The following is a 22,758-nucleotide window of genomic DNA, read 5'->3' on the forward strand; positions in this document are numbered from 1 at the left end:
ACGAGGTACACATGCCCGAGTTACCAGAAGTCGAAACCACCCGGCGCGGGATTGCGCCGCACCTGGAAGGCCAGCGCGTCAGCCGTGTGGTGGTGCGTGAGCGGCGCCTGCGCTGGCCGATCCCGGAAGACCTGGATGTGCGCCTGTCCGGGCAGCGCATCGTGCTGGTGGAGCGGCGGGCCAAGTACCTGTTGATCAATGCTGAGGTTGGTACCTTGATCAGCCACTTGGGCATGTCGGGCAACCTGCGGCTGGTGGAAGCCGGTTCCCCCGCGCTCAAGCATGAGCATGTGGACATCGAGCTGGAGTCGGGAATGGCGCTGCGCTACACCGACCCACGGCGCTTCGGCGCGATGCTCTGGAGCCAGGACCCGCACAATCACGAATTGCTGATTCGCCTGGGGCCGGAGCCGTTGACTGACCTGTTTGACGGCGAGCGGCTGTTCCAGCTGTCTCGCGGCAAGTCCGTGGCGGTGAAGCCGTTCATCATGGACAACGCGGTGGTGGTGGGCGTGGGCAATATCTATGCGACCGAAGCGCTGTTTGCCGCCGGGATCGACCCGCGCAGGGCCGCCGGTGGCATTTCACGCGGGCGTTACTTGAAGCTGGCAATTGAGATCAAGCGTGTGCTGGCCGCCGCCATCGAGCGTGGCGGCACCACATTGCGGGACTTTATCGGCGGTGACGGGCAGCCGGGGTATTTTCAGCAGGAGCTGTTCGTCTACGGCCGGGGCGGCGAGGCGTGCAAGGTCTGCGGCAGCGAGTTGCGCAATGTGGTGTTGGGGCAGCGGGCGAGTGTGTTTTGCCCTAAGTGCCAGAGCTGAGTGTTGTGTGAGGGCTGATGCCGCCATCGCAGGCAAGCCTGCTCCCACACTTGACCGTATTCACACGTTTAAATGTGGGAGCTGGCTTGCCTGCGATGAGGTCCGGATGGGCGCCACAGAGTCTCAGGCCTTACCGGTAATCTTCCGGTACTTCTCCATCAACTGCTCTTCAGTCTCAGGGTGTGCTTCATCCAGCGGAATGCAATCCACCGGGCACACTTGCTGGCACTGAGGCTCGTCGTAGTGGCCGACGCATTGGGTGCACAGGTTGGGGTCGATCACGTAGATCTCTTCACCCTGGGAAATCGCAGCGTTCGGGCACTCAGGTTCGCAGACGTCGCAGTTGATGCAATCGTCGGTGATGATCAGGGACATGGAAACTCCTGCCAGGGCTGTCAGCCAGGGCATCTGAAAACGAATGCGCGCAATTGTGCCGCATTGGCGCCCGCAGTGCGAGCTGTGGCGATCGCTGGGCTTGTTGTGTTGAGCGCCTTGCCTGTTGTGGCGAGCTCCGTGCTTGTTGTGGCGAGCGGGCTTGCCCCGCGTTGGGCTGCGAAGCGGCCCTGAAAACAGGCGGCCGTGTTTTGGCTGAAACTACGCGGTGGCTTTATTGGGGCTGCTTCGCAGCCCAACGCGGGGCAAGCCCGCTCGCCACAGTAAGCCCGCTCAGCACAGACAAACCGGGCTCAGCATTGGCAAGTCAGGCTTTGCACAGACAAACCCGCGCTTCAGAAATTATTTCTTGAAGCGCAGTGTCAGCGCATCCGCCACAGCCGGGTGTACGAACTTGGTGATATCTCCGCCCAAAGCGGCGATTTCACGGACCAACGTCGAGGAAATGAACGAGTAACGCTCCGACGGCGTGAGGAACAGACTTTCCACGTCCGGCGCCAATTGGCGGTTCATGTTGGCCAGCTGGAATTCGTATTCGAAGTCCGACACCGCACGCAGGCCACGCAGGAACACATTGGCGTTCTGCTCCTTGGCGAAGTGTGCCAGCAGCGTCGAAAAACCCACCACTTCCACGTTAGGCAGGTGTTTGGTGACCTCACGCGCCAGCTCCACGCGCTGTTCCAGGGGAAACAGCGGGTTTTTCTTGGGGCTGGCAGCGACCGCGATGATCACATGGTCGAACAGGCGAGAGGCGCGTTCGACCAGATCGCCATGGCCTTTGGTAATCGGGTCGAAGGTACCTGGGTACAACACTCGGTTCATCGCGTCGTCCTGGCGGAGTCCGTTGGGGAACCGGATGGTATCGCAGCCATCCCGGTCGGCCAAGTCAACTTATGCAGAAGAAAGCACTATAGACACCGCGAATAACCTGTTTTTTCACGCTGTTTTCAGACGTTCGGCCAACGCTGTCGCCAGTTGCGCGGTTAATCCATACACCGACAATTGCGGGTTAGCCCCAATGCTGGTGGGGAATAACGAGCCATCGTGGATCGACAGATTGCGCAACTGGTGATGGCGACCGAGGCTGTCAGCCACGGCATTTTTCGGGTCTTCGCCCATGGCGCAACCGCCCATCACGTGGGCGCTGCCCAGGGTGGTTCGATGCAGTTCCAGGCTCAGGCCGTCGATCAGGCTGCGTGCTTCGGCCAGGGTGCTGACGTAACGCGCGTCGTGATGCAACGGCTTGACCGACTTGGCGCCCGCCGCGAACTGGATCTCGGCCATGCTGTGGAAGGCTCGGCGCAGGCCGTCCCAGGCGTAGGGCGATACTGCGTAATCGAGAACCGGCGTACCGTCACCGCGTAATTCCACCGTGCCGCCAGGGCTGTCGGGATGAAAGCCATCACGTAAAAGGGCAAGCATGGCGTGGGTATGGGGCAACTGGCTCATATCCAGCGCGTTGCCGGTGCCGTAACCGCCGAATAGTGTGCTGGCCAACCCAGGGTGCAAGGGCGGTGCCTCCAGCTTGTAGGACATTTTGCCGGTGGTGCCGTCCAGCCACTGGAAGTGATCGGAATAAATTGACTGCGGCGCGCCGTAGAACGGGTTGATCACCTCGTCAAACTGCCCGGCAGAGAAATTCACCAGATGCAGGAACGTGCGCTTGCCCACGCGCGAGTGCGGGTCGGGCGCGTCCGAACGCATCAGCAGCGCCGGGCTGTTGATGCCGCCGCCCGACAGCACGTAATGCCTGGCCTTGACGGTTATCTTGCGACCGGTGGGCGCGACGCAACGCTCGTCCATGGCCACGCATTCCAGGCTGCTGATGGTGTCGCCGCTGTACTTGAGCCGTTCTGCGCGGGCGAGATACAGCAGTTCGCCGCCCTTTTCCAGGGTGGACGGAATGGTAGTCACCAGCATCGACTGCTTGGCGTTGACCGGGCAACCCATGCCGCAATACCCCAGGTTGAAACAGCCGCGCACGTTGCGTGGGATCACGTGCCAGCTGTAACCGAGCTTTTCGCAGCCTTTGCGGATCACATCATTGTTGGCATTCGGTGGCATGGCCCACGGGGCGATGCCCAGGCGCTGTTCCATCTTCTCGAACCACGGCGCCATCTCGGCGCTGCTGTGGCCTTTTACCGCGTACTCACTGGCCCAGTGGGTGAGGGTGGCGTCCGGCGTTCGGAAGCTGGAGGTCCAGTTGATCAATGTGGTGCCGCCCACCGCCCGGCCCTGCAGGATGGTTATCGCGCCGTCTTTGCTCATGCGGCCAATGCCTTCCTGGTACAGGCTGGCGTAGGCCTCGTCTTCGAGCAGCTTGAAGTCGCTGCTGGTCTTGAGCGGGCCCTCTTCGATCAGCAGCACCTTGTAGCCGGCGGCGCTGAGGATTTCGGCAGTGGTGCCACCGCCGGCACCGCTGCCGATGATCACCACATCGGCTTCCAGCGTCAGGTCGCTGTCGAGTGCGGCGCCATTGTGGGTTTTCCAGCCGCGGGCCAGGCCGTCGCGGAACAGATCGGGTACGGGCATAGGTGTGCACTCTTATTTTTTTTGTACGAAGTTGCGACCAGTGTGGGAGCTGGCTTGCCTGCGCTAGCGGTTTGCCTGCCGATCAATTCATCGCTGATACACCGCCATCGCAGGCAAGCCAGCTCCCACATTTTCTAATCAGGTTGTCAGGCCTAAATCTTCGGCGGGCCGGGGTAGCCGCAATGGGCCCAGGATTGCGGGCGGAAGTACCAGGCCATGATCACCAGCTTGAGCAACGAGCCCTGACCCATGCGCAGCAGGTTCAGGTAGCTGTTTTCCCAGCGGTGCAGGAAGTTGCGGATCTGTTCACTGCTGGCATTTTCCCAACTGCCCCAGATCCCCGTCAGCGGGCCACGGGTGATGCCCATGCCCAGCACGTCGAACAGTTGCTGGGTAAGCTTGAACATCTCCGGCGACAGGTGCTGCAGGCTGTAGTCGAGTTTTTTCAGGGTGTCTTCAATCCCGGCGACCACGTCCTGGGCGCTGGCCACGCCCTCGAGCAGCACCGGGATCACTGCGCGCAAGAACGGCAAGTCACTGCTGCGCAGCATTGCAAAGCCGCTGGCCGGGGTGCTGCTGGAGCACCCGCTGAGGCTGGCGCCCAGCCCGGCAGTGGCCAGGAACGCGCTGGCACACAGGCCGATTTTCAAGACGCCGCGCCGCGACAGCGCAGGTGTTTCAGTCAGGCTAGGGTTCATTATTATTGTTGTCCCGAGAGTGGCGGAATCAGCGTACAAACAACTTCTGAATCAACTTCTGGATCGACTTGCCATAGGGCGGGTAGATCAATTTCGCCGCGTTCAGGCGCTGTTTCACCAGTACGCCCTTGGCCTTGCTGAATGTGAGGAACCCTTCGTGGCCGTGGTAGTGGCCCATGCCGGAAGGTCCGATGCCGCCGAAGGGCATGTCATCCTGAGCCACATGCAGCAGGGTGTCGTTCAGGCACACGCCGCCGGAGTGGGTTTCATGCAGCACGCGGTTCTGCTCGCCCTTGTTGTAGCCGAAGTAATACAGGGCCAACGGACGAGGGCGCTGGTTGACGTAGGCAAAGGCCTGATCAATGCCGCGATACGGCACGATCGGCAGCACCGGGCCGAAGATTTCGTCCTGCATCACAGTCATTTCATCGCTGACATTCAGCAACAGGCTGTGGGACATGCGCCGTGCCTGGCCTTGGTCGTACAAGGCGATCAGGGTGGCGCCTTTGTCGGTGGCGTCTTTGACGTAGGCATTCAGCCTGGCCTGCTGCCGATCATTAATGATGGCGGTGTAGTCCGGGTTGTCGGTCAGGGTCGGGTAAAACCCGCGAACTGCCTTGCTGTAGGCCTCGACGAACCCCTCGATGCGATCTTCGGGCACCAGCACGTAGTCCGGCGCCACGCAGGTTTGCCCGGCATTCAGGCATTTGCCGAAGGCAATGCGCTCGGCGGCGTCCTTGAGTGGCACATCGGAGGAAACTATTGCCGGCGACTTGCCGCCCAGCTCCAGCGTCACCGGGGTCAGGTGTTCAGCCGCCGCACGCATCACGTGTTTGCCGATGCTGGTGGCGCCGGTGAACAGCAGGTGATCGAAGCGCAATTTGGAAAACGCCATGCCCACTTCGGCTTCGCCCAGCACCACGCACACCAGGTCTTCGGGGAAGATTTTCGCCAGCAGCGCCTTGAGCAGTTCACCCGTAGCGGGCGTGGATTCGCTGAGCTTGAGCATCACCCGGTTACCGGCCGCCAACGCGCCGACCAACGGGCCGATGGCCAAATACAACGGGTAGTTCCACGGCACGATCACGCCGACCACGCCCAGTGGTTGATAGATGACCTTGGCGGATGCCGGTTGGAAGGCGATGCCTACAGCGCGGCGGGAAGGTTTCATCCAGCCTTTGAGGTGTTTGCTGGCGTAGTGAATGCCATGCAGGCTCGGCATCAACTCGGCGAACAGGGTTTCGTCTGCGCTGCGGTGGCTGAAGTCCTGGCTGATCGCGTCGATCAGGGCCTGGCGTTCGTCGCTGAGCACATCGCGCAATGCCTTGAGCCATTGTTGGCGCTGCGCCGCCGGTGGCATCGGGTTGGCGGCATAGGCGCGACGCTGTGCGTCGAAAAGGTCCTGGAGTTGATCCAGCGCCTGGGAATCTTGCAGGTAGGCAACGTTGGCAGACATGGCGCAGTTCCCGATTGTTATAGGTCTGCCTGGATTTTTAGAGTCATTGCTCTAAATTGTCAAATATCATTGCAGCAACATGCGGATTTATCCAGACAAGGATAGGCCGTAAGATGCCCCATCACGTGTTTAGAAGCTGATCCCCTATGGCACCACGAGTAAAGACCAGCGAGCGAATTGTGCAAACCAGCCTGGAGCTTTTTAACCAGCAGGGCGAGCGCAGTGTCAGCACCAACCACATTGCCGCCCACATGGAAATTTCCCCGGGCAACCTGTACTACCACTTCCCCAACAAGCAGGCGATCATCGCCGTGCTGTTTCGCGAATACGAAGCCCTCGTGGACAGTTTCCTGCGCCCGCCCCAGGGCCGCGCCGTCACCGTCGAAGACAAGCGTTTTTACCTGCAGGCCGTGCTGGCGGGCATGTGGCGCTATCGCTTCCTGCACCGCGACCTGGAACACCTGCTGGAAAGCGACCCGGAACTGGCCACCGGCTACCGGCGCTTTTCCCAGCGTTGCCTGATCCAGGGCGGCGCTATCTATCAAGGGTTTGTCGATGCCGGCATCCTCAATATGGACCCGGTGCAAACCGAGGCGCTGACCCTCAATGCCTGGATCATCCTCACCTCGTGGGTGCGATTTCTGTGCACCACCAATGAAAATTCCGCCCACTTGAGCGCCGAGGCGATCAAGCGTGGGGTGTACCAGGTGCTGGTGCTGGAGGCGGGGTTTGTCACGCCCCAGGCCAAAGAGGCGGTAGACGCCTTGTTCAAAGAGTTTTACGTGCCGTTGAACCAGGCACTGGAAGAAGTGAAGTAGGACCTTTCCCGAATCTGTTCACAGGAGTCCGTCATGCCGCTTGCCCAACTGATCAGCCCCCAGCAACTCGCCGAGCGCCAGAAGGCGGCCGGGCTGGTGATCCTGGATTGCCGCTTTGCCCTGGAAGACCCGGACTACGGGCTTTGCAGCTATGCCGAAGGGCATATCGAAGGTGCGCAATATGCCGACCTGGAGCGCCACCTCAGCGGTGCGGTGACAAAGGGCGTGACCGGGCGTCATCCGTTGCCGGCGGCGGATACCTTGGCCGCGCAACTGCGGGCCTGGGGCATCAATGCCGACACGGACATCGTGCTGTATGACGACGGCCCCGGCGCCTATGCCGCCCGCGCGTGGTGGTTGCTGGCCTGGCTGGGCAAGCGCGATGGCGTGTTTATTCTGGACGCAGGCCTCAAGGCCTGGCACGCGGCCGGCTTCCCGCTGAGCCTGGACGCGCCCGTGGTTGAGCCGGGGACGTTTGCCGGTTCGCCGGACAATCACTTGGTGCTGGACGCCGAACACCTGCAAAAACGCCTCGGCGAACCGGGCATGACCTTGATCGATGCCCGCGCCCAAGCGCGTTTTCGCGGCGACGTGGAGCCTATCGACCCGATTGCCGGGCACATTCCGGGCGCCCAATGTGCGGCGTTCAGCGAAAACCTGGGCAGTGACGGTCGCTTCCTGCCAGCTGAGCAGCTCAAGCAGCGTTTCGCTGCGCAGTTGAAGGGCCGTTCGCCGGAAGAGTTGGTGGCGTATTGCGGTTCTGGCGTGACGGCGTGCCACAACCTGTTTGCGCTGAGCTTGGCGGGTTACCCGCTGGGCAAGCTGTATGCGGGGTCGTGGAGCGAGTGGATTACCGATCCGGCGCGGCAAATCGCAACCGGCGACTAAGCCGCCAGCCCTGCAAACCCAATCAAAATGTGGGAGCGGGCTTGCTCGCGAATGCAGAGTGTCAGTCGATAGATTTGTGACTGATACACCGCCTTCGCGAGCAAGCCCGCTCCCACATTTTTTAACCGCGTTGTGTCAGTAGCCATTGCGGGATTCGGCGTTCGAGGTAGTAGCTCGGGCGTCTGAGAGAACCATCGACAAACCCCACATGCCCACCCTTGGCCAGCAGCTCAAACTCTGTGCAGTCCGACAGTTCGCTGGCCTCCGGCAGGCTGTGGGCGAACACAAACGGGTCATCGGCCGCCTGGATAATCAGCGTCGGCGTGCGAATATCGCCCAGGTAATAGCGACTCGACGCGCGGCGGTAATAGTCCTCGGCGCTGAGAAAACCATGCAGCGGAGCGGTCACTCGCCCGTCGAAATCCCAGAACGTACGCATCTTCTCTAGAGAACCCAGTGACTCCAGGGTTTTCAGCCCGTCAGCTTGGCCATCCTTTAAAAAGCGCCGTTGCTTGACGCGGATATACGCCAGCATCTCGCGCATAAAGTGCTTCTGATACACCCGCGAAAACCCCAGCCCGATGCGATCCGCACACTGATCCAGGCGAAACGGCACCGACACCGCGGCCGCGCCATGCAGCCCCGAGGCTTCGCCGGTTTCGCCCAAGTGCTTGAGCAGCACATTGCCGCCCAGCGAATAACCCACGGCATACAGCGGCGCCAACGGTCGCTTGGCGCGCAGATGCGCAATCGCTGCTGCCAGGTCTTCGCTGGCGCCCGAGTGGTAACTGCGCGCCAGCAGGTTGGGCTCACCCGAGCACCCGCGCCAGTTCAACGCGGCGCTTGCCCAGCCCTGGGCGGCGAGGGCTTTTTGCAAGCCGGCCACGTAGGGCGAATTGGACGAGCCGGTCAGCCCGTGCAGCACCAGCACCAATGGCGCTTGCGCGTCATGGGGGCCATGCCAGTCAAGATCGAGGAAGTCGCCGTCGTCCAGCCACAAGCGTTCGCGTTGGCGTTCGATATGCGTGGTGGGACGCCACAACGGCCCCCACAGCGTTTGCAGGTGGGGGTTGCCGAGGCCGAAAGCGGGTTTGAACAGGTCGACGGAAGGGGTCATGGACATCTCTGTGGCGAGCAGACTTGTTGTGGCAAGCGAGGCTTCACGTGGCGAGCAGGCTTGCCCTGCGTTGGGCTGCGCAGCAGCCCTGGCTCAGTCACCGCGATCCGACAGATTGAATGCGGTGACTGTTTTGGGGCCGCTGCGCAGCCCAACGCGGGGCAAGCCCGCTCGCCACATATCAGGCGGCGCTTTCTACCAGGCGGTGCCACAGCGCGTAATACACCCGGCCGGACTTCTGCTCGCGGTGCAGGCGCCAGGCGCCCGGCAGGCCGAGGGTAGACGGCGCGGTTTCACTTTCAGTGTAGATCCACGCATCCGCCGCCAGCCACTGACGCTCTTCCAGCAGCGCACACACGGTCGGCAACAGGTTCTGATTGAACGGCGGGTCGAGAAACACCACGTCATATTCAGTCGCCGCCTGGGTTTCCAGGTAGCGCAGCGCGTCGGCGGTCTGGACCTGGCCGGTGGTGCAGCGCAGGGTGCCCAGGTGTTCCTTGAGGCTGGACACCGCCACATTGCTGGCGTCCAGCGCCTGGCCCTGGGCCGCGCCACGGGACAGCGCCTCCAGGAACAGCGCGCCGCTGCCGGCGAACGGGTCCAGCACCTTGGCGCCGCCGATGTACGGCGCAAGCCAGTTGAACAGGGTTTCACGCACGCGATCCGGCGTCGGGCGCAGGCCTACGACGTCAGGGAAGCTCAGCTTGCGGCTGCCCCATTCACCGCCAATGATGCGCAGTTGGCCCACACCGTTATGCACGTTGTGGACGGGTTTTTTCGGGCGAGATGAACTGGCCATTAATGCTCCGGAACCCCGAGCGGCTGCTCGGCAGGTTTATCAGTGGGGGGCGGTAGTGGCTTTTGCGCAATCGTCGGGCCGGCGGTCACGATGACCATCTTGTCGGCGCTCAAGTGTTTATTCATTGCAGCCTTGACCTGCTCTACGGTCAGGGCCTGGGATTGTTTCATGAAATCCTCAAGATAGCTCAGCGGCAGGTTGTAGAAACCCATGGCGCCCAGCTGTCCGACGATATCGGCGTTGCTCGCGGTGGACAGCGGGAAGCTGCCGGCCAGCTCACGCTTGGCGTCGTCCAGTTCCTTTTGCGTCGGGCCGGTCTTGAGGTAGTCGGCCAGCACGTCTTCAACCAGGCGTAATGTGCCGCCGCTCATTTCGGCGCGGGTCTGCAGGTTGATCATGAATGGGCCGCGCACCTGCATCGGCGAGAAGCCGGAGTACACACCGTAGGTCAGGCCGCGCTTTTCACGCACTTCGCTCATCAAGCGGGTGCCGAAACCACCGCCGCCGAGGATCTGGTTGCCCAGCGACAAGGCCGCGTAGTCCGGATCGGCGCGGTCGATGCCCAATTGCGCGAACAGCAGGTGGGTCTGCTTGGACGGGAATTCGATATGGCTCAAGCCGGCTTGCGGTTCGCTCGGCTGGGCGATCTTCGCCAGGGCCGGGCCTTTAGGCAGCGACGCGGAGACCTTGGCCGTCATGGCTTCGGCCTCGGCGCGCGTCAGGTCGCCGACCACGGCAATCACCGCGTTGCCTGCGGCATACGCTTTGGCGTGGAACGCCTGCAATTGCGCGAGGTTAATCTTCGCAATGCTGTCGGGCGTGCCTTCGCTTGGGTGGGCGTAGGGATGGTCACCGTACAGGCGCTTGAACAGCTCAAGGCTGGCCAGCTTGGCCGGGTTCTGCTTCTGGTATTCCAAGCCTGCGAGGATCTGGTTTTTGATCCGCGCCAAGGAATCGGCAGGAAAAGTCGGCTTGCCGATCACATCGTCGAACAGCGCCAGGGCCGCGTCGCGCTTGTCGCTGTCGCTCAGGCTGCGCAGCGAAACCAGCGCCATGTCGCGGTAAGCACCATTGCCGAAGTCGGCGCCCAGGCCTTCAAAGCCGCTGGCGATCTGGCTGACATCCTTGCCCGGTACACCTTCGTTGAGCATCGCATTGGTCAGCAGTGCCAGGCCGGGCGTGTCGCCGTCCTGGCTGCTGCCGGCGGCGAACAGGATGCGCATGTCGAACATCGGCAATTCGTGGGCTTCGACGAACAGCACCTTGGCGCCTTCAGCGGTGGTCCAGGTTTGCACGTCGAGCTTGCGGTTGGTCGGCGCCTTGCCATCCAGTTCCGCCAGCGATTGCAGTTTGTTCGCCGATTCAGCTTTATCCAGGGCCTGGCTGGCGACGGATTCGCTTGGGCGCAGGAAGTACACGGCACTGGCGGCGATCAGGGTGACGACGACCAGGCCAGGAAAAATCAGGCGGCTGCTTTTACGATCACTCATGAGCGGTCTCCTCAGGCAAAACATGGGCGACGCTCAAACGCTCGCGGGTGAAATAAGTCCGTGCGGCTTTCTGGATATCTTCCGGCGTCACGCTTTGCAGGTCGGCCAGTTCGGTGTCCATCAGTTTCCAGGACAGGCCGACGGTTTCCAGGGAGCCGATAGCCGTTGCCTGGCTGGTGATGGAGTCACGCTGGTAAACCACGCCGGCAATCACTTGGGCGCGGATACGCTCCAGTTCTTCGCTGGTCGGCGGCTTGGCTTTCAACTCGTCCAGCAGGCGCCACAGGCCGGCTTCGGCTTGGGCAATGGTCTTTTTCTTCTGCTGGTTCGGCGTGGCCGTCAGGGTGAACAGGCTGTCACCCCGGGTGTAGGCGTCGTAGCTGGTCGAGGCGGCGGACACCAACTCTTCACCACGCTCCAGTTGCTCCGAGATACGCGCGCTGTAGCCGCCGTCGAGCAGGGCCGAGAGCAGGCGCAGGGCTTGTACCGAGCGTTTGTCTTCAGCGGTGGCCAGGCCCGGCACGTTGAAACCAAGGATCACGCTCGGCAGTTGGGTCTGCACGTGCATCGTCAGCAGGCGTTCGCCGGGTTCGGCGAGTTCCAGCGGGATTTTCGCGGGTGGCACGTCACGCTTGGGGATAGGGCCGAAATAACGCTGGGCAAGGTTCTTGACCTCATCCGGGGTCACATCACCGACCACTACCAGCGTGGCGTTGTTCGGCACATACCAGGATTGGTACCAGTGACGCAGCTCTTCGACTTTCATGCGTTCCAGGTCCGCCATCCAGCCGATGGTCGGCGTGTGGTAGCCGCTGGCCGGGTAGGCCATGGCCTTGAAGCGCTCGTAGGCCTTGGACATCGGGTTATCGTCGGTGCGCAGGCGGCGTTCTTCCTTGATCACCTCGATCTCGCGGCTGAACTCGTCGGCCGGCAGGCGCAGGCTGGCCATGCGGTCGGCTTCCAGCTCGAAGGCAACACCCAGGCGATCACGGGCCAGCACTTGGTAGTAGGCGGTGTAGTCGTCGCTGGTGAAGGCGTTTTCTTCGGCGCCCAGGTCGCGCAGGATCAGCGAGGCTTCGCCGGGGCCGACCTTGGCACTGCCCTTGAACATCATGTGTTCCAGGGCGTGGGACAACCCGGTCTGGCCGGGTGTTTCATAGCTCGAACCAACCTTGTACCAAACCTGTGAAACCACCACCGGCGCGCGATGATCTTCGCGCACGACCACTTTGAGGCCGTTATCCAGAGTGAATTCGTGGGTGGGTTGTGGGTCGGCAGCCAAGGCTGAAAGGGGCAGACAAACTGTGCTGAGCAGCAGGCCTGCAGCGCGGCGGGCTAGAGCATTCATTCGTTTTTAAACCTGTTGGGCTGCCCGCTTGGTCTTAGCGTCGGCGGGCGAGGAGGTGCTAGGATACTGATCCGATTTAGGGACGGCCACTGCGGCGGCCATCTTGTCCCGGATCCAGTCGTAGAAATGTTGGAATAGAGGGTGGTTTTCCCCGATGATCTTCCACTTTTCGCCGATTTTATCGCTTCAGTCCTTTATTGAAACGATTTGTTGAGGCCTTTATTTACGCCTTGCAGAATGTTGCGCATGAACAAGCGAGCGTTAAAGCAGTCTGTTCTGCATCGAATTTATTTACCGAGGCGCCCTGGCGCATCGCTACTTTGAGATAGCCGTCCTCCATGTTTGGTTCCAACGACGACAAGAAGAGCCCAGCTGCGGCTGGCGAGAAAAAAGGCCTGTTCGGATGGCTGCGCAAAAAGCCGCAGGAAACCGTCGTCGAACAGCCACAGGTTCAGCCTGAGCCGATTTCCGAACCTATAGTTGACGCCGAACCGGTCGCTGAAATCCCGGCTCCGGTGGTGTTGCCGATGGCCGAGCCGGTGTTGCAGCCGGTGGTTGAGGAGGTGCCGGAACCTGAGCCTGAACACAAGCCGTGGCTTGAGCTGCCGGTTGCCGAGGAGCCTGTGGCACTGGTCGAGGATGTGCAGGCTGAGCACGTGACGCCGCCGATTCCGGTCGTGGTCGAGCCGGTGGCCGTTGTGGTCGAGGCGCCAGCCGTCATCCAAACGCCTGCGCCGGCAGTGGTTGAGCCAGCGCCAGCTCCTGTCGTCGTTGCCGCGCCTGCCGTGATCGAGCCACCCGTTGCACCGGAGCCGGTCGCCCCTGCCGCTGAAACCAGCAAAACCGGCTTCTTTGCCCGCCTCAAGCAGGGTCTGAGCAAGACCAGCGCCAGCATCGGCGAAGGCATGGCCAGCCTGTTCCTGGGCAAGAAGGTCATTGATGACGAGTTGCTGGAAGATATCGAAACCCGCCTGTTGACCGCCGACGTGGGCGTCGAAGCCACTGCGGTGATCATCCAGAGCCTGACCCAGAAAGTTGCGCGCAAACAGCTGACCGACGCAGACGCGCTCTACAAATCGCTGCAGGCTGAGCTGGCTGCGATGCTCAAACCCGTGGAAGCGCCGCTGGTGATCACGCCGAACAAACCGTTCGTGATTCTGGTGGTCGGTGTCAACGGCGCCGGCAAAACCACCACCATCGGCAAGTTGGCCAAGAAGCTGCAGTCGGAAGGCAAGAAAGTCATGCTCGCCGCCGGCGACACCTTCCGCGCCGCCGCCGTGGAGCAGCTGCAGGTTTGGGGTGAGCGCAACAAGATTCCGGTTATCGCCCAGCACACCGGCGCCGACTCCGCGTCCGTCATCTTCGATGCCGTGCAAGCTGCCAAGGCCCGTAACATCGACGTATTGATTGCCGATACCGCTGGTCGTCTGCACACCAAAGACAACTTGATGGAAGAGTTGAAAAAGGTCCGCCGCGTCATCAGCAAGCTCGATGCCGATGCGCCGCACGAAGTGTTGCTGGTGCTTGACGCCGGCACCGGCCAGAACGCCATCAGCCAGGCCAAACAATTCAACCAGACGGTGCAACTCACGGGCCTGGCATTGACTAAGCTCGACGGCACGGCCAAGGGCGGCGTGATCTTCGCCCTGGCCAAACAGTTCGGGTTGCCGATTCGTTACATCGGCGTCGGTGAAGGCATCGACGACCTGCGCACCTTTGAAGCCGAACCCTTTGTACAGGCACTTTTCGCCGAGCGGGAGCGTTCATGATTCGATTCGAACAGGTCGGTAAACGCTACGCCAACGGGCATGTGGGCTTGCATGAGCTGAGCTTTCGAGTGCGTCGCGGCGAATTCTTGTTTGTAACCGGTCATTCGGGCGCGGGCAAAAGTACGCTGCTGCGACTGCTGCTGGCCATGGAGCGCCCGACCACCGGCAAGTTGCTGCTGGCGGGCCAGGATCTGGCCACCATCAGCAATGCACAGATTCCGTTCCTGCGCCGTCAGATTGGCGTGGTGTTCCAGAATCACCAGTTGCTGTTTGATCGCACCGTGTTCAACAACATTGCGCTGCCGTTGCAGATTCTCGGGCTGTCCAAGGCCGAGATCGTCAAGCGGGTGGACTCGGCCCTTGAGCGCGTGGCGCTGTCGGACAAGACCGACCTGTATCCGGGCGACCTGTCCACCGGCCAGCAACAGCGCGTCGGCATCGCCCGCGCGATTGTTCACCGCCCGGCCTTGCTGCTGGCGGACGAACCTACCGGTAACCTCGACCCGCGCCTGGCGGCCGAGATCATGGGCGTATTCGAAGATATCAATCGCCTGGGCACCAGCGTGCTGATCGCCAGTCACGACCTGGCGCTGATCGCGCGCATGCGCCACCGCATGCTGACCCTGCAACGCGGCCGTCTGATCGGCGATGGGGAGGCCGGCGTATGAGTGCAACACGCAGCCCTAAAGTGTCCGAGCGTGTGGCGCCTAAAGCCGCCGACCCGCAGCCGCAGAAGAAAAAACGCGACGAAGACGATGGCCCGGATTTCAGCACGCTGCTGCGCGCCTGGATCGAAAGCCATCGCGCCAGCCTGCTCGACAGCCTGCGCCGCCTGGGCAAGCAGCCCATCGGCAGCTTTTTCACCTGCCTGGTGATGGCCGTGGCACTGAGCCTGCCGATGGGTTTGTCGCTGCTGCTTAATAATGTCGAGCGCCTGGGTGGTTCCTGGCAGCGTGCGGCGCAGATTTCGCTGTACCTGAACCTCGACGCCAGCGCGAAAGACGGCGAGAACTTGCGCGACGACATCAAGAACCTGCCGGGTGTGGCGGACGCCGAGTACATCAGCCGCGACCAGGCGCTTGAGGAGTTCCAGCAGCAATCCGGCCTGGGTGAGGCGCTTAAAGAGTTGCCGCAAAACCCGCTGCCGGGCGTGGTGCTGGTAACGCCTAATGAAGTCGACAAGCCGGCGCTGGAGGCGCTGCGACAAAAACTCGCAGAGATGCCGAAGGTACAACAGGCGCAACTTGATCTAGTCTGGGTAGAGCGCCTTGCCGCGATTCTCAAGCTGGGCGACCGCTTTGTGTTCGGCCTGACGGTGCTGTTGGTGTCTGCATTACTTTTGGTGATAGGTAATACCATTCGTCTTCATATTGAAAACCGTCGCACCGAGATAGAAGTGATTAAACTGGTCGGCGGCACGGACAGCTATGTGCGTCGTCCTTTTCTGTACATGGGCGCGCTTTATGGCTTTGGTGCCGGGATTTTGTCCTGGGGTGTGCTGGCTTTTGGCCTTGACTGGCTGAACGACGCGGTAGTCGGGCTTGCCGGCTTGTACGGCAGCGATTTTGCCCTGGCCGGCGTGCCGGTCGCCGATGGCCTGTCACTCTTGCTTGGCGCGGTATTGTTGGGGTATATCGGTGCGTGGATTGCGGTCGCTCGTCACTTACGTGAGCTGGCGCCGAAGTAGTTAATGTCAGATTAATGTGGTTTCGTTTGTATTGACCGTATCAGTGGTTTAGGGAACTTGTCCTACGGTTCCCGGTCAATTTTCGCAGTGCTGAACTGCACGAGTTATGTGAGTCGGAGGTTTTTTCGTATGACCACTTCTTTGCAACCTGCTTATGCTCTGGTCCCGGGTGCGAACCTGGAGGCCTATGTGCACACGGTCAACAGCATTCCTTTGCTGACGCCCGAGCAGGAGCGTGAACTGGCCGAGAGTCTCTACTATGAGCAGGATTTGGGGGCGGCTCGGCAGATGGTGCTCGCCCACCTGCGTTTTGTCGTACATATCGCCCGTAGCTATAGCGGCTACGGTCTGGCCCAGGCTGACCTGATCCAGGAAGGCAACGTTGGTCTGATGAAGGCTGTAAAACGCTTTAACCCGGAAATGGGTGTGCGTCTGGTGTCGTTTGCTGTGCACTGGATCAAGGCGGAAATTCACGAGTTCATCCTGCGCAACTGGCGCATCGTGAAAGTCGCGACCACCAAGGCCCAGCGCAAGCTGTTCTTCAACCTGCGCAGCCAGAAGAAACGCCTGGCGTGGCTGAACAACGAGGAAGTCCACCGTGTGGCCGAAAGCCTCGGTGTGGAGCCGCGTGAAGTGCGCGAGATGGAAAGCCGCCTGACCGGCCATGACATGGCGTTCGACCCGGCCGCCGAAGCGGACGACGACAGCGCCTTCCAGTCGCCGGCCAACTACCTGGAAGACCACCGGTACGACCCGGCGCGTCAACTGGAAGATGCCGACTGGAGCGACAACTCCAACCACAACCTGCACGAAGCGCTGGAAGTGTTGGACGACCGTAGCCGTGACATCCTCTACCAGCGCTGGCTGGCAGAAGAAAAAGCCACGCTGCACGACCTGGCGCAGAAGTACAACGTGTCGGCCGAGCGGATTCGTCAGCTTGAGAAAAGCGCGATGAACAAGCTGAAACTGTCCATCGCCGCCTAAACGCTGCGAACAGGCAAAAAAATGCCCCGATCGAAAGATCGGGGCATTTTTGTTTGGAGTCGAAAATCCGATATCCAGTGTGGTTCTCTGTGGGAGCTGGCTTGCCTGCGATGAGGCCCTGTCAGCCAGCCTCTCTGCAAACTGACATTTCGCTATCGCAGGCAAGCCAGCTCCCACAGGGGTTGTGTTGTGTCAGTCAGCCCAGGGTGCCTTGCGCGAATTGTTCAGTTCGACCAGATAACTATCGCCACCCAACTGGCTCATCTGCTGGCGAATCCACGCCGCCCGTCGCGCCACATAGGCGGTTGGATGACTGGCGCTCCACACCCGAGGGTTGGGCAACACCGCCGCCAAGTAACTGGCCTGCTGGCGGGAAAGCCCCTTGGCGCTCACGCCAAAGTGATGCCGGGCCGCCGCTTCGGCGCCAAACACACCTTCATCCCATTCGACGCTGTTGAGGTACACCTCAAGAATTCGCTGCTTGGGCCACAGCACCTCAGTCAGCGCGGTAAACCAGGCCTCCAGGCCTTTGCGCAAATAGCTGCGGCCGGTCCACAGAAACAGGTTTTTCGACACCTGCTGGCTCAGCGTGCTGGCGCCGCGAATCGAGCCGCCGCGTTCGTTGTGCAGCAGCGCCGCTTGAATCGCGTCAAAGTCGAAGCCCCAATGCTGCGGGAAACGTTGGTCTTCACCGGCCATCACCGCCACTTTAAGGTCGTCGGAGATCTCGTCCCACGCCACCCACGTGCGTTGCAGGTCAATCGGCTCGCCGTCGACCCAGGACTCGACTTTGCGCTCCACCATCAATGCGGTGAACGGTGGCGGCACGACACGAAACAGCAACACCAGCAGCACACTGCCGATGGCAAACCATTTCACGACTTTGAGAAAACGCTTGAAGAGGAGACGCAGCATAGAGATGGCTTGGCCGAACCCGTTGAGCGGGCCATTATACAGACCCGGCCCCTTGAGTCTGACTGGAGTTCCTCATGCTGCGTAGCTTTCTGATGCTGGCTGCCTTTTTCGGCTTCACCGGCGTTGCCCTCGGTGCTTTTGCGGCTCATGCCCTGAAAAACCGCTTGAGCGCCGAGTACCTGGCGATTTTCCATACCGGCGTGACGTACCAACTGGTGCACGCCCTGGCGCTGTTCGGCGTGGCGCTGCTGGCCGCGCACATTCCTGGCCGGCTGGTCAGCTGGGCGGGCATCTCGTTTACCGTCGGTATCCTGCTGTTTTCCGGCAGCTTGTATGCGCTGACCCTGACCGGCATCAGCAAACTCGGCATCATTACGCCGTTTGGCGGGCTGGCATTCCTGTTGGGCTGGTTCTTTCTTGGCCTCACCGCATGGCGCCTGCAGGTCATCTGACCGAGGGGCTTGGGCCGACAACGCCAATCGGGCTAGAATGCTGGCCCCTAAAAACGATGGCGGCCCGTGGCATGCGCATTCAGTTGAATGGCGAATCCTTTGAACTGCCCGACGGTGAAACCGTTGCGGCCCTGCTGACCCGTCTGGACTTGACCGGGCGTCGCGTCGCAGTGGAGCTCAACCTGGATATCGTCCCGCGTAGCCTGCACGCCGAGACCGCGCTCACCGAAGGTGATCAGGTCGAAGTGGTCCATGCCATCGGCGGCGGCTAGTCGCCCGGCGCGCCAGCGCGCCAACCCGCATTCTGCAGAACCTCATCCCACCTCGAGGATTTCCCATGAGCATCGTTCGTAGCGACAAGCCCTTCGTTCTGGCCGGTCGTACCTACCAGTCCCGTCTGCTGGTCGGCACCGGCAAGTACCGCGACATGGAAGAAACCCGCCTGGCCATCGAAGCCTCGGGCGCCGAGATCGTTACCTTCGCCGTGCGCCGCACCAACCTCGGCCAGATCGAGGGCGAGCCGAACCTGCTCGAAGTGCTGTCGCCGGACCGCTACACCTTCTTGCCGAACACCGCCGGGTGCTACGACGCGATTGAAGCGGTGCGCACGTGCCGCCTGGCTCGCGAGCTGCTCGACGGCCACAACCTGGTGAAGCTGGAAGTACTGGCCGACCAGAAGACCCTGTTCCCCAACGTGATCGAAACCCTGAAAGCCGCCGAAACGCTGGTCAAGGAAGGCTTCGACGTGATGGTTTACACCAGCGACGACCCGATCATTGCCCGCCAGCTGGCAGAAATCGGCTGCATTGCGGTGATGCCGCTGGCCGGTCTGATCGGTTCCGGCCTGGGTATCTGCAACCCGTACAACCTGCAGATCATCCTCGAAGAAGCCAAGATTCCGGTGCTGGTGGACGCGGGCGTAGGCACGGCCTCCGACGCCACCATTGCCATGGAGCTGGGTTGCGATGCGGTGCTGATGAACTCGGCCATCGCGCATGCCCAGCAGCCGATCATGATGGCGCAAGCCATGAACCATGCGATCGTCGCGGGCCGCCTGGCCTACCTCGCCGGCCGTATGCCGAAAAAACTCTATGCCAGCGCCTCTTCGCCGCTGGATGGTCTGATCAAGTAAGAGCTATTGATGACTGAATCAAACGAAACGCCGAACACCGTGGAAGAGGGCGACGAGTCCAAGCACCGCCGTATCAAGAGCTTTGTGATGCGCGCGGGCCGTATGACCGAAGGCCAACAAAAGGGCCTGGAGCAGGGCACGCCGCTGTTCGTCTTGCCATTGGCCGACGCGCCAGTGGACTACGACCAGGTGTTTGGCCGTTCGGCCCCGCGTTCCCTGGAAATCGGTTTCGGCATGGGTCACTCCTTGCTGGAAATGGCCGCGGCCTCGCCGGAGCAGGACTTCATCGGTGTGGAAGTACACCGTCCGGGTGTCGGCGCGTTGCTCAACGGCGTGCTGACCCAAGGCCTGACCAACCTGCGGGTCTACGACTGCGACGCGATTGAAGTGCTCAACCGCTGCATCGCCGACAACAGCCTCGATCGCCTGATGCTGTTCTTCCCGGACCCGTGGCACAAAGCCCGTCACCACAAGCGTCGCATCGTCCAGGCTTCGTTCGCGGAGCTGGTGCGCAGCAAGCTTAAAGTCGGCGGCATCCTGCACATGGCGACCGACTGGGAACCGTACGCCGAGTACATGCTGGAAGTGATGAACGTCGCCCCTGGCTATCGCAACCTGGCCGAAGACGGCAAATGCGTGCCACGCCCGGCTGAGCGTCCGATCACCAAGTTCGAGCGCCGCGGCGAGCGGTTGGGGCATGGGGTTTGGGATTTGAAGTTCGAGAAGCTGGCTTAATTAGCTGCACATCTGAAATGCAATCCAATGTGGGAGCTGGCTTGCCTGCGATAGCATCACCTGGGTATCACTGATACACCGAGGTGTGTGCATCGCAGGCAAGCCAGCTCCCACATTTGGTTTTGTGTTGGCTTCGGGTTCAGCGACGGTCTGCCACAACCCCAATCAACACCAGCACCACCACCAGCACCGGCGCCAGGCTGTAGTTATTGAACTGGCTCAACCCCCGCACAATCCATGGCGTGGCGTAGATCAACGCCGCACCGCTGCCGATCATGCACACCAGCGCCATCAAGGGAACGCGCAATGCGCCCGCGATGCTGCCCAGGCGGGCCTCGACCCAGCCTTTGATATCGGCGCCGAACAACACCAGCAAGCAGCCGACAAGAGCCAGAGAGATTTCCGACAGGTTACTACGGCTCCAGCGGGATACGGTGGCGAGCAGGTCGAGTACCAAATCCATTCGAATTCCTTAGAGCGTCAGCTCAAAAACTTCTGCAGCAGGTCATTGAGAAAGAGTTGCCCGCGGTCGGTCGCCGCCAGGCGTGACGGTTCGACCTGCATTAAGCCACTTTGTTCTGCCTCACGGCGGCCCTCGTCAAGGCTCGCCAGATCAAGGCCGGTGCGTTCGGCGTAGAGCCTGGCGTCGACGCCTTCGGTGAGCCGCAGCGCGTTCATGAGGAACTCGAATGGAAGCTCTTCATGGGTCAGTTCTTTCGCCCCGGCCTGAAAGCTTTTGGCCGGGTTGAGGTAGTCCTTGGGTGCTCGCGTCTTCCAGGTGCGCACGATGCGCCCGTCCGGGTGGCTGAGCTTGCCGTGGGCGCCGGCGCCGATGCCGATAAAATCGCCAAAGCTCCAGTAATTCAGATTGTGCCGCGCCGGGCGGCCCGGTTGGGCATACGCCGAGACTTCATATTGCGCGTAACCGTGTTCGGCCAGCAGCGCCTGACCGGCCTCCTGAATGTCCCACAGCGTGTCGTCTTCCGGCAGCACGGGCGGCTGGTTCCAGAACACGGTGTTGGGTTCCAGGGTCAGCTGGTACCACGACAAGTGCGTCGGCTTGAGGGCGATGGCCTGGCGCAAGTCGCTCAGGGCGTCGTCCAGGGATTGATCGGGCAAGCCATGCATCAGGTCCAGGTTGAAGTTATCAAACCCGGCCTGGCGCGCCATGCCGGCGGCGCGCACGGCTTCGTCACCGTTGTGAATGCGGCCCAGGGCTTCGAGCTTCTCCTGCTGGAAACTCTGGATGCCGATGGACAAGCGATTGATGCCCAGCGCGCGGTAGGCCACGAACTTCTCTTGCTCGAAGGTCCCGGGGTTGGCTTCCAGGGTGATTTCGATGTCGCCGGCAAACGGGATGCGTGCTTCCACGCCCTTGAGCAAACGGCCCAGTGCAGCGGCGCTGAACAGGCTGGGCGTGCCGCCACCGAAGAAGATCGAGCTGAGTTCACGGCCGTAAACCGCGTGCAGGTCTTGATCAAGGTCAGCCAGCAACGCGTCTACATACTCTTCTTCCGGCAGCACCTTGCTGGCGGTGTGGGAGTTGAAGTCGCAATACGGGCATTTGCGCACACACCACGGAATGTGGATGTACAGCGCCAAGGGCGGCAGGTGCGGCAGGGCCGCCCGAGGCGTTTGCGCGCCGCCGTGGATCAGCGGCTGCGCGGAGGTGTTCTGGGTCATTTCAGGCTCAGGCGTTGGCGCAGCAAATCCATTGCGCGGGCGCGGTGGCTGATCTGGTTCTTGTCGGCCGGGCTCAGTTCGGCGCTGGAAACATTACGCTCCGGCACCCAGAACAGCGGATCGTAGCCAAACCCGTGCTCGCCACTGGCCGCATGCAGGATGCGCCCGTGCCACAGGCCTTCGCAGAGGATCGGCAGCGGGTCATCGGCATGCCGCACCAGCGCCAGCACACAGACGAACTGCGCGCCGCGCATCGCGTCCGGCATGTCCTTGAGGGCGTCCAGCAACTTGGCGTTGTTGGCCGCGTCGCCCTTGCCGTCGGCATACCGCGCTGAGTAAATGCCAGGTGCTCCGCCCAGGAAGTCCACCGCCAGGCCCGAATCATCCGCCAACGCCGGCAAACCGGAGATACGCGCGGCGTTGCGGGCCTTGAGGATCGCGTTTTCGACAAATGACAGGCCGGTTTCTTCCGGCTCGACCTGGCTGAACTCGCCGATCGAGCGCAGTTGCACGGAATCACCGAGCATCGCCTGGAGCTCTTTGAGTTTGCCGGCGTTATGGCTGGCCAGTACGAGTTGTGTGAGGTTCATCAGTCGGCCGGAAACAGTTCTTGGTTGAATTGGAAGCCGTGGGCTTTGCCGCCGGTTTCAACATTGATGGTGAAAATCTTGGTTTCCTGCTGTGGCACTGCGTACTGGGCAACGTACAGCGTGGAGCCGTTCTGGATGATTTTCTTGAACGTGAGCATCTCGCTCTTGCCGCCCAGGTCTTTGATCGTGCCGGTGACGGTTGCGTCGATCGGTTCGACGCCCTTGTTCACAAACACATTGATCATGCCCAGCTCTTTGCTGCGTACGATCCCGGCTTCCTGAGCCATTTCCGGCGTCAGGAAACTCGTGGTCAGGGTGTTGTAATGCACCGTGATATCGCCGAATTCTTTCTGGCGATTACCATCGATGGCATCCGCCGCCATGGCGCTGACGCCCAGGCACGCGGTGAGTAGAAATACAGCCAAACGACTCATGTTCGTCCTCCTTG

25 protein-coding genes are annotated in these 22,758 nt (G+C 61.4%); 11 read left to right on the forward strand and 14 right to left on the reverse strand.

The window, feature by feature from the left end; all coding sequences use genetic code 11:
* Nucleotides 1-11: 11 nt before the first annotated feature.
* Nucleotides 12-824, forward strand: a complete 813-nt coding sequence (gene mutM, locus NTD89_RS04945) for a bifunctional DNA-formamidopyrimidine glycosylase/DNA-(apurinic or apyrimidinic site) lyase (protein ID WP_145157771.1) — start codon at nucleotides 12-14, stop codon at nucleotides 822-824.
* Nucleotides 825-947: 123 nt separating this feature from the next.
* On the opposite strand, the gene NTD89_RS04950 is transcribed toward mutM, so the two are convergent.
* The 5 genes from NTD89_RS04950 to NTD89_RS04970 all read right to left on the reverse strand — a co-directional run bounded on the left by NTD89_RS04950 (nucleotide 948) and on the right by NTD89_RS04970 (nucleotide 5,903).
* Nucleotides 948-1,199, reverse strand: coding sequence for a YfhL family 4Fe-4S dicluster ferredoxin (locus tag NTD89_RS04950; RefSeq protein WP_003195146.1), 252 nt, complete (start codon nucleotides 1,197-1,199; stop codon nucleotides 948-950).
* Nucleotides 1,200-1,559: 360 nt separating this feature from the next.
* Nucleotides 1,560-2,039, reverse strand: a complete 480-nt coding sequence (coaD, locus tag NTD89_RS04955; RefSeq protein ID WP_003176711.1) for a pantetheine-phosphate adenylyltransferase — start codon at nucleotides 2,037-2,039, stop codon at nucleotides 1,560-1,562.
* Nucleotides 2,040-2,153: 114 nt separating this feature from the next.
* Nucleotides 2,154-3,749, reverse strand: a complete 1,596-nt coding sequence (locus tag NTD89_RS04960) for a GMC family oxidoreductase (protein ID WP_262206619.1) — start codon at nucleotides 3,747-3,749, stop codon at nucleotides 2,154-2,156.
* A gap of 152 nt (nucleotides 3,750-3,901) precedes the next feature.
* Nucleotides 3,902-4,447: a twin-arginine translocation pathway signal protein gene (locus NTD89_RS04965; RefSeq protein ID WP_145157765.1), complete on the reverse strand. Its 546-nt coding sequence runs from the start codon at nucleotides 4,445-4,447 to the stop codon at nucleotides 3,902-3,904.
* A 28-nt stretch (nucleotides 4,448-4,475) separates the two neighbouring features.
* A complete protein-coding gene (locus NTD89_RS04970; RefSeq protein ID WP_262206620.1) occupies nucleotides 4,476-5,903 on the reverse strand; it encodes a coniferyl aldehyde dehydrogenase in 1,428 nt (475 codons plus the stop codon).
* Nucleotides 5,904-6,049: 146 nt separating this feature from the next.
* Here NTD89_RS04970 and NTD89_RS04975 point away from each other — a divergent pair, with 146 nt between their 5' ends.
* Entirely contained in the window at nucleotides 6,050-6,721 is a 672-nt protein-coding gene (locus NTD89_RS04975) for a TetR/AcrR family transcriptional regulator (RefSeq protein WP_025859550.1), read from the forward strand.
* A 33-nt stretch (nucleotides 6,722-6,754) separates the two neighbouring features.
* The gene (locus tag NTD89_RS04980) at nucleotides 6,755-7,609 is read left to right on the forward strand and encodes a sulfurtransferase (RefSeq protein WP_262206621.1); all 855 of its coding nucleotides are present in this window, start codon (nucleotides 6,755-6,757) and stop codon (nucleotides 7,607-7,609) included.
* Nucleotides 7,610-7,730: 121 nt separating this feature from the next.
* Here the strand turns inward: NTD89_RS04980 and NTD89_RS04985 are convergent, their stop codons facing one another.
* The 4 genes from NTD89_RS04985 to NTD89_RS05000 form a co-directional block, all read right to left on the reverse strand.
* Nucleotides 7,731-8,726 carry a hydrolase gene (locus tag NTD89_RS04985; protein WP_262206622.1) on the reverse strand — a complete coding sequence of 332 codons (996 nt, stop codon included), beginning with the start codon at nucleotides 8,724-8,726 and terminating at the stop codon, nucleotides 7,731-7,733.
* A gap of 181 nt (nucleotides 8,727-8,907) precedes the next feature.
* Nucleotides 8,908-9,525, reverse strand: a complete 618-nt coding sequence (gene rsmD, locus NTD89_RS04990) for a 16S rRNA (guanine(966)-N(2))-methyltransferase RsmD (RefSeq protein WP_145157754.1) — start codon at nucleotides 9,523-9,525, stop codon at nucleotides 8,908-8,910.
* Nucleotides 9,525-11,015 (reverse strand): M16 family metallopeptidase, encoded by a 1,491-nt coding sequence (locus NTD89_RS04995; protein WP_262206623.1) that lies wholly within the window; start codon nucleotides 11,013-11,015, stop codon nucleotides 9,525-9,527. The genes rsmD and NTD89_RS04995 overlap by 1 nt, the downstream gene beginning before the upstream one ends.
* On the reverse strand, nucleotides 11,008-12,363 hold the full coding sequence (locus NTD89_RS05000; protein ID WP_242199817.1) for a M16 family metallopeptidase: 1,356 nt from the start codon (nucleotides 12,361-12,363) through the stop codon (nucleotides 11,008-11,010). Before NTD89_RS05000 ends, NTD89_RS04995 begins: the two co-directional genes overlap by 8 nt.
* 338 nt (nucleotides 12,364-12,701) lie before the next feature.
* On the opposite strand from NTD89_RS05000, the gene ftsY reads away from it, so the two are divergent.
* The 4 genes from ftsY (at nucleotide 12,702) to rpoH (ending at nucleotide 16,803) form a co-directional block, all read left to right on the forward strand.
* On the forward strand, nucleotides 12,702-14,132 hold the full coding sequence (gene ftsY / locus NTD89_RS05005) for a signal recognition particle-docking protein FtsY (RefSeq protein ID WP_262206624.1): 1,431 nt from the start codon (nucleotides 12,702-12,704) through the stop codon (nucleotides 14,130-14,132).
* On the forward strand, nucleotides 14,129-14,800 hold the full coding sequence (ftsE, locus tag NTD89_RS05010) for a cell division ATP-binding protein FtsE (protein WP_003213784.1): 672 nt from the start codon (nucleotides 14,129-14,131) through the stop codon (nucleotides 14,798-14,800). The genes ftsY and ftsE overlap by 4 nt, the downstream gene beginning before the upstream one ends.
* A complete protein-coding gene (gene ftsX / locus NTD89_RS05015) occupies nucleotides 14,797-15,819 on the forward strand; it encodes a permease-like cell division protein FtsX (protein ID WP_145157743.1) in 1,023 nt (340 codons plus the stop codon). Before ftsE ends, ftsX begins: the two co-directional genes overlap by 4 nt.
* 129 nt (nucleotides 15,820-15,948) lie before the next feature.
* Entirely contained in the window at nucleotides 15,949-16,803 is an 855-nt protein-coding gene (gene rpoH / locus NTD89_RS05020) for an RNA polymerase sigma factor RpoH (protein WP_003176698.1), read from the forward strand.
* Nucleotides 16,804-16,995: 192 nt separating this feature from the next.
* Here the strand turns inward: rpoH and mtgA are convergent, their stop codons facing one another.
* Nucleotides 16,996-17,718 carry a monofunctional biosynthetic peptidoglycan transglycosylase gene (mtgA, locus tag NTD89_RS05025; RefSeq protein WP_145157741.1) on the reverse strand — a complete coding sequence of 241 codons (723 nt, stop codon included), beginning with the start codon at nucleotides 17,716-17,718 and terminating at the stop codon, nucleotides 16,996-16,998.
* 74 nt (nucleotides 17,719-17,792) lie between these two features.
* On the opposite strand from mtgA, the gene NTD89_RS05030 reads away from it, so the two are divergent.
* The 4 genes from NTD89_RS05030 (at nucleotide 17,793) to trmB (ending at nucleotide 20,037) form a co-directional block, all read left to right on the forward strand.
* A complete protein-coding gene (locus NTD89_RS05030) occupies nucleotides 17,793-18,170 on the forward strand; it encodes a DUF423 domain-containing protein (protein WP_106575688.1) in 378 nt (125 codons plus the stop codon).
* A 71-nt stretch (nucleotides 18,171-18,241) separates the two neighbouring features.
* Nucleotides 18,242-18,442: a sulfur carrier protein ThiS gene (gene thiS / locus NTD89_RS05035; protein WP_015886354.1), complete on the forward strand. Its 201-nt coding sequence runs from the start codon at nucleotides 18,242-18,244 to the stop codon at nucleotides 18,440-18,442.
* 65 nt (nucleotides 18,443-18,507) lie between these two features.
* Nucleotides 18,508-19,302 carry a thiazole synthase gene (locus NTD89_RS05040; protein ID WP_017530960.1) on the forward strand — a complete coding sequence of 265 codons (795 nt, stop codon included), beginning with the start codon at nucleotides 18,508-18,510 and terminating at the stop codon, nucleotides 19,300-19,302.
* A gap of 9 nt (nucleotides 19,303-19,311) precedes the next feature.
* Nucleotides 19,312-20,037, forward strand: coding sequence for a tRNA (guanosine(46)-N7)-methyltransferase TrmB (gene trmB, locus NTD89_RS05045; protein WP_060753471.1), 726 nt, complete (start codon nucleotides 19,312-19,314; stop codon nucleotides 20,035-20,037).
* Nucleotides 20,038-20,176: 139 nt separating this feature from the next.
* Here trmB and NTD89_RS05050 read toward each other — a convergent pair whose 3' ends face one another.
* The 4 genes from NTD89_RS05050 to NTD89_RS05065 are packed head-to-tail and all read right to left on the reverse strand — an operon-like array spanning nucleotide 20,177 to nucleotide 22,744.
* Nucleotides 20,177-20,500, reverse strand: coding sequence for a DUF3392 domain-containing protein (locus tag NTD89_RS05050; protein ID WP_016972961.1), 324 nt, complete (start codon nucleotides 20,498-20,500; stop codon nucleotides 20,177-20,179).
* A gap of 17 nt (nucleotides 20,501-20,517) precedes the next feature.
* A complete protein-coding gene (hemW, locus tag NTD89_RS05055; protein WP_262206625.1) occupies nucleotides 20,518-21,720 on the reverse strand; it encodes a radical SAM family heme chaperone HemW in 1,203 nt (400 codons plus the stop codon).
* Nucleotides 21,717-22,313, reverse strand: coding sequence for an RdgB/HAM1 family non-canonical purine NTP pyrophosphatase (gene rdgB / locus NTD89_RS05060; protein WP_262206629.1), 597 nt, complete (start codon nucleotides 22,311-22,313; stop codon nucleotides 21,717-21,719). The genes hemW and rdgB overlap by 4 nt, the downstream gene beginning before the upstream one ends.
* On the reverse strand, nucleotides 22,310-22,744 hold the full coding sequence (locus NTD89_RS05065; protein WP_106575685.1) for a DUF4426 domain-containing protein: 435 nt from the start codon (nucleotides 22,742-22,744) through the stop codon (nucleotides 22,310-22,312). The genes rdgB and NTD89_RS05065 overlap by 4 nt, the downstream gene beginning before the upstream one ends.
* Nucleotides 22,745-22,758 lie beyond the last annotated feature (14 nt).

It is taken from the genome of Pseudomonas sp. 14P_5.3_Bac1, assembly GCF_025466135.1.
In the GTDB taxonomy this organism is placed as follows: Bacteria; Pseudomonadota; Gammaproteobacteria; order Pseudomonadales; family Pseudomonadaceae; genus Aquipseudomonas.